Source organism: Streptomyces sp. NPDC037401 (assembly GCF_055602345.1).
Genome location: NZ_JBVJWO010000002.1, coordinates 320,983 through 326,148 on the forward strand (window position 1 = coordinate 320,983; position 5,166 = coordinate 326,148).

Genomic DNA, 5,166 nt, shown 5'->3' on the forward strand with positions numbered 1-5,166 from the left:
CACATCCTTTGCGCCCTTTTCTCCCCCCCGCTCCCGGTAGCGATGCCGGTCCAGGCAGGGGGGGGGTGAGTCCCCTTCCCCCCCCCCCCGTCGCGCCCCCCCCGGCACACGTTCGGTACGCCGTCGCCTACGAGCGGCCGCAGCGGTACTGCGCGTCGATCTCGGCGGCGGACTTGGGCCCGTACGGAGTCCAGTACGTGCCCGCGGGCAGCTTCGCCGCCGCGACTTCGGCGGTGTCGAAGACCGTGCCCGGCCCGGCGTCGGCCGCGTCCTTCACGGAGACGTCCAGCTCCCGGGGCAGGGGATCGGGCTGCTGTCCGGGCGAAGCGGTCCGGAAGCCTTCGGCCTGCCACAGGGTGACCTCGCCGCGCACGCCCTCGGGGGTGCGCGGTCCGGTGCCCTGCCACAGGAGCTTCCCGCTCGCCCCGTCCCGCACCTTGACCGCCGCGGCCTTCTCGTCCGGGCACAGCGGGCCCTTGACGGAGATGCGGCCGTCGTCGATGCGCATGCCGAGGGCGACGGGCTCGTCCGGGGCGGACATCCTCGCGATCCCGGACACCCACACGCCGGCAACGGTGATCAGGCCCAGGGTGAGCAGTACGCCGAGGGTCACGAGCAGCGCGGTGTTACGGCGTCCGCTGCCGCGTGCTGTGTCCATCAGCAGTTGTACCCTCCGTCGCGGTAGTCCGCCCGGCGTTCCCAGCGGTTGTAGCAGGGGTTGACGCCCGCGCGGAAGTACATGTAGGCGAAGCGCAGACCATACCGGTTCCACTGCGCGCGGTGGCGCTTCTCGTGCCGCATGAGCTCGTAGCTGGGGTTGCGGTTCGAGGTGAAGAAGGTCGTTCCGATCGTGGTGCCGCCCCGGGAGTGCATGCCGACTCCGCCGGAGCAGACCCGCATGCCGTACCGGTAGCTGCACCGGTAGCCCCACCCGCGGCTGAAGCCCGCGGTCCAAGCGCCGAGCGCGCGCGAGTGGAATCCGTTGACCGCGCGGTAGACCTTGCGCGCCCTGCGCTCGCCCCAGCGGGCCGCCTTCTTGTACAGCCAGCCCCAGGCCTGTCCGTCCAGGTCGTACGCGTTGACCGGGTCCACCGGGTAGCCGTACAGGTTCTCGCCGCCGCCGTAGACGGGGTCGATGGACAGGAAGCGGCCGGTGGCCGGGTTGTACAGGCGGGCACCCATCAGGATCACACCCGTGGGGGTCTCTGCGGAGCGCTGCTTCGCGCCGAGCCAGCCGTAGCGGACCGCGGCCTGTCCGGGACGCGGCGTTCCGTACTCCTGGCTGTCCAGGGCGACGGGCGCCTTGGAGGTGTCCAGCGGGAGCTGGAGGGCCACGTCGCCGTGGACCGTGGTGAGCTGGAGGACGGTGTCCCCGGTCTTGCTCGTGGTCGCGGCGAGGTCGCCGGAGGCCGACTCGACGTTGCGGGTCAGCGCACCCGAGGTGTCCTCGGTGATCCAGCGCGGGTTGTCGCCGTCGCTGTCGTAGTGGTTGACCTTGGCGCCGGTCTGGGTCCAGGTGGAGCCGCTGCCGGTTTCGGTGGTCCAGGAGCGGAAGCGCAGGGCGGCGTCGAGCTGCCAGGTCTGCCGCTGGGTTCCGGAGGTCACCTGGTGGGCGAGGTCGTTGGCGTAGTAGCCGACGGTGCTGCCCGGCAGGGCGGTGGTCCGGCCGAGGTTGTCGTAGGTGTAGCCGCCGTCGACGAGGCGGTCGGCGCTGTCGTAGGTCTGGGTGGTGGTGGCGCCTGCGCTGGTGGGGCAGTCCGCGCCCGGGGTGCCGGCCGCGGCGCTCAGGGACTTGCGGTTGCTGCGGATGTCGAAGGTGTACGTCCGCTTGGTGCAGACCGTGTCGGCCGTGTCCTCGACGGAGGTGAGACGCCCGGCACTGTCGTAGCCGTAGCGCTGGTCGGACCAGCCGCTGTGGCCGGAGATCTGGCCCTGCACGGACTGGGTGGTCTGGTCGGTGTAGACGACCGTGCCGTCGCTGTCCCGCGTGTAGGTGCGCGACCGGGTGACGCCGGTGGTGTCCTCGGTGGTGGTGAGGGTGTAGCCGCCGGGCAGCTTCTCGGAGCTGACCGAGCCGTCGGCGTCGTACGTGGCCTGGAAGGCGCCGGCGATGGAGTCGGTGGTCTTCGTGGCCAGGCCGCGCGGTTCGAGCGCGTGGTCGTAGGTGATGGTGGTGGTGGACGGGCTGTTGTCGCTGACCTTGACCTGGCGGTCGAGCAGGTCGTACTCGGTCGTGGTCGTGCCGCCGTCGGCGTCGGTGTAGGAGATCTGGCGGCCGAGCTTGTCGAACGCCTCGGTGATGGTGCCGCCGGTCGGGGACACGGTCCTGACCGCGCGGCCGGTGACCGGGTCGTACTCGGTGGTCTTCTCCGGAACCGCCTGCCCGAGGCCGCCGGTGACGGTCTTCTTCACCTCGCGCCCGGCTCCGTCATGGGTGACGGTGGTGGTGCGGGTGGTGCCGTTGGCCGTGTCGACGGTCTTGGACGCGTGGCCCCACCAGTTGTACTCGGTGGTGGTGGTCGGCAGCTGCGACGGATTGGTGCCGCCGCCGGTGATCGCGCCCGCCGGGCCGGTGGAGCAGACCTGGTCGGCCCACTCGGGGCGGCCCTGGCAGGTGCCGGTGCCGGTCGCCGACCAGTACGTGGTCACGCGGGTGAGCGCGTCGGTGCCGGTGGAGCCGGGCGGGACGGCCTTGGTGACCCGGCCCTGGGCGTCGTACTCGGTGATGGTGGTGATGGCGAGACCGCCCGGGTCCTTGATCGCCTGGACGGGCAGGCCCTTGGCCCAGTCGTAGACGGTCGCGGAGGCGCGGGGCTCGGCGAGGACGGTGGCGTGATCGCGGACCTGGGCACCGACGGTGACCTTGGTGACCTGGTCCTTGACCGTGGCGGTGCCGTCAGTCGGGCGTCCGGCGTCGTACTCGTTGACCGTCCAGGAGCGGGCGGTGACCGAGCTGCCGGCCGGGACCAGCACGGTGGAGCCGGACTTGAGGTCGGCGGTCAGGTCGATCCGCCGCAGCGGGCCGAACTCCTCCACCTTGCGGGTGCCGACGGCGTTGTAGACCGAGCTGGTGGACAGCAGCGCCGCCCGCTCGGCCGACGGGAGGGCCGCGATGCCGAGGTCGGCCTGCACGGCACGGTCGGCGGCGGTCAGGCCCAGGGCCAGGGCGCGGTTGGCGGCCGACAGCTTGCCGACCGTGTTGCCGAAGCGGTCCTGCTCGGTGGTGGCGATGTGACCGCCGGGGGTGGCGGTGTTGACCTCGCGGGCCGAGACCCCGAGGTAGTGCACGTCGGCACGGGTGTAGGCGGTGTTCGTCAGCGCGTCGCCGGAGTGCGAGGCGGGGACGGAGTCACCGGGGAAGACGGCGGTCGCGTCGGTCGGGGCGTCGGTCTGGCCCCAGGCCTTCACGTCGCCGGCGCCCATGGCGTAGGGGGCCTTGGCGCCGGTCAGCGGGACGTCGTAGACCACCGAGGTGGTGTTCGTGCCCTGCTGCACGTCCGCGGTGCCCTGCTGGAGGCCGGAACGGGAGGCCTTCAGGAGCATGCCGGGACCGGAGGTGGCGGCGCTGCCGGCCTGGCCGTAGGTGAAGGACCAGGGCAGCTCGGACTTCTGCTGGTGCCAGTCGACGCGGTTGGCGGTGTCGTACCCGTACTGGGACTGGGTGCCCTGCGACAGGAGGGGGTTCCACTGCTGGCGCAGCCGGCCCGAGGCGTCGTACCGGTAGGTGGACACCGCCTTGGAGGTGGCCGAGGCCGCGCCGGGCTCGGTCGACCACTGGCGGATCTCCTTCACCTGGCCGGTGAAGTCGCCGAACTCGGCACTGGTGCTGTGGCCGGTGGCGGTGGTGGCCGTCGCGTAGACGAACTCCAGCGCGCGGCAGCCCTTGGTGGCGGGGGCCGCGGTGCAGGCGGCGGCCGAGGCGCCCGAGGTGGGGGCGATGATCCGCTTGGGGCGGGCCAGCTTCTTCCCGTCCACGGTCACGGTCTCGGAGACGACCGTGGTGGTGGTGTTGGCGAGGCCGTCCACCAGGCTGCTGGAGAGCTGCCAGGTTTCGGAGGCCGCGTCGGGCTTCGTGAAGGTGGTGACCGTGCCCTCGGGGTCGGAGAGGGTGAACGTGCCGGTCACGCTGCCGGCGAGCGTCAGGTCCTCGTAGCCGGGCTCGGGTATCCAGCCGTTCTTCGAGGCGTTCGCGGTGAAGTTGACGCTGCTGCCGTCGGCGAGCACGGCGTCCACGGCGGTGTCGGAGATCCGGCGCACGTGCGAGTACTCGGAGTTGGTGGCCTCGGCCACCGTGCCGGAGACCCACTCCTTGCCGAAGATCGCGGCCTGGCCCTCCTGCTGCGCGCCCTTCTCGGGGGTGCGGGAGGAGGCGGTGCGGGAGACCGAGAGGCCGAACGCCGACGCGTCGGTGGCGGAGAGGGTGTAGTCACCGGTGAGCAGGTTCAGGGAACCCGGGCCCACCTCGTCGGTGGCCGCGCCGGTGGCGTTGCGGTCCACGACGACCGACAGGGGTTCGGTGGCACCCGCGGCGGAGGCCGGACCGGTGAAGTCGGCCTTGATCTGGACCGTGCCGTCGGGGTTGACGGTGTCGGTGGTGTTCCAGACCAGCGGGGCGTTCTTGCCGCCGGTCATCGGGACGGGCCACGCGGTGAGCGGGGTGCCGCCGGAGGTGACGTCACCGGCCGGGATGGCCACCCAGGGGTCGGCCTCGGAACGGCGCCAGGAGAAGGAGACGCTGTTGAACTTGGCCCCGTCGGCCTCCGCGACCAGCGGAAGGCGGCGGGCGGTACGCTCACCTGCGCTCGGCTGGACGAAGCCGCCCGGGCCGGCGTGGAAGGTGTACTCGATCGCCTCGGACTTGTTGTCCGCCTTGTCGACCGCACGGACCTGGAGGGTGTGGGTGCCGTCCTTGGGCGGGGCGATGGATATCGCCTTCGCACCCGCGGCGCCACCGGTTTCGACCTTGGTCCAGGTGGTGCCGTCCAGCGACCACTCGAGCCAGTTGTGGTCGGCGGCGGGCGGGGTCACGCTGAACGTGCCCGCTTGGCCCGCGCCCTTGACCCACGCCGAAGACGGGTAGTCCGTCGAGGTGATGCCGGTGGGGGCGGAGGGGGCGGCGGTGTCGACCGTGAAGGTCTTCCAGGCCGACCAGCCCAGGTTGTAGTG

2 protein-coding genes are annotated in these 5,166 nt (G+C 71.9%); both read right to left on the bottom strand.

What is annotated here, in order from left to right; translation table 11 throughout:
• Positions 1–127: 127 nt before the first annotated feature.
• Positions 128–658, bottom strand: coding sequence for a hypothetical protein (locus tag ACZ7H1_RS02945; RefSeq protein ID WP_470783152.1), 531 nt, complete (start codon positions 656–658; stop codon positions 128–130).
• Positions 658–5,166 (bottom strand): RHS repeat-associated core domain-containing protein (locus ACZ7H1_RS02950; RefSeq protein WP_470783154.1); only part of this gene is annotated, 4,509 nt, incomplete at its 5' end. The genes ACZ7H1_RS02950 and ACZ7H1_RS02945, both read right to left, overlap by 1 nt.

Bases quoted from the DNA above. Each gene is read 5' to 3' on its own strand.
- ACZ7H1_RS02945 (WP_470783152.1), bottom strand. From the start codon at position 658: ATGGACACAGCACGCGGCAGCGGACGCCGTAACACCGCGCTGCTCGTG.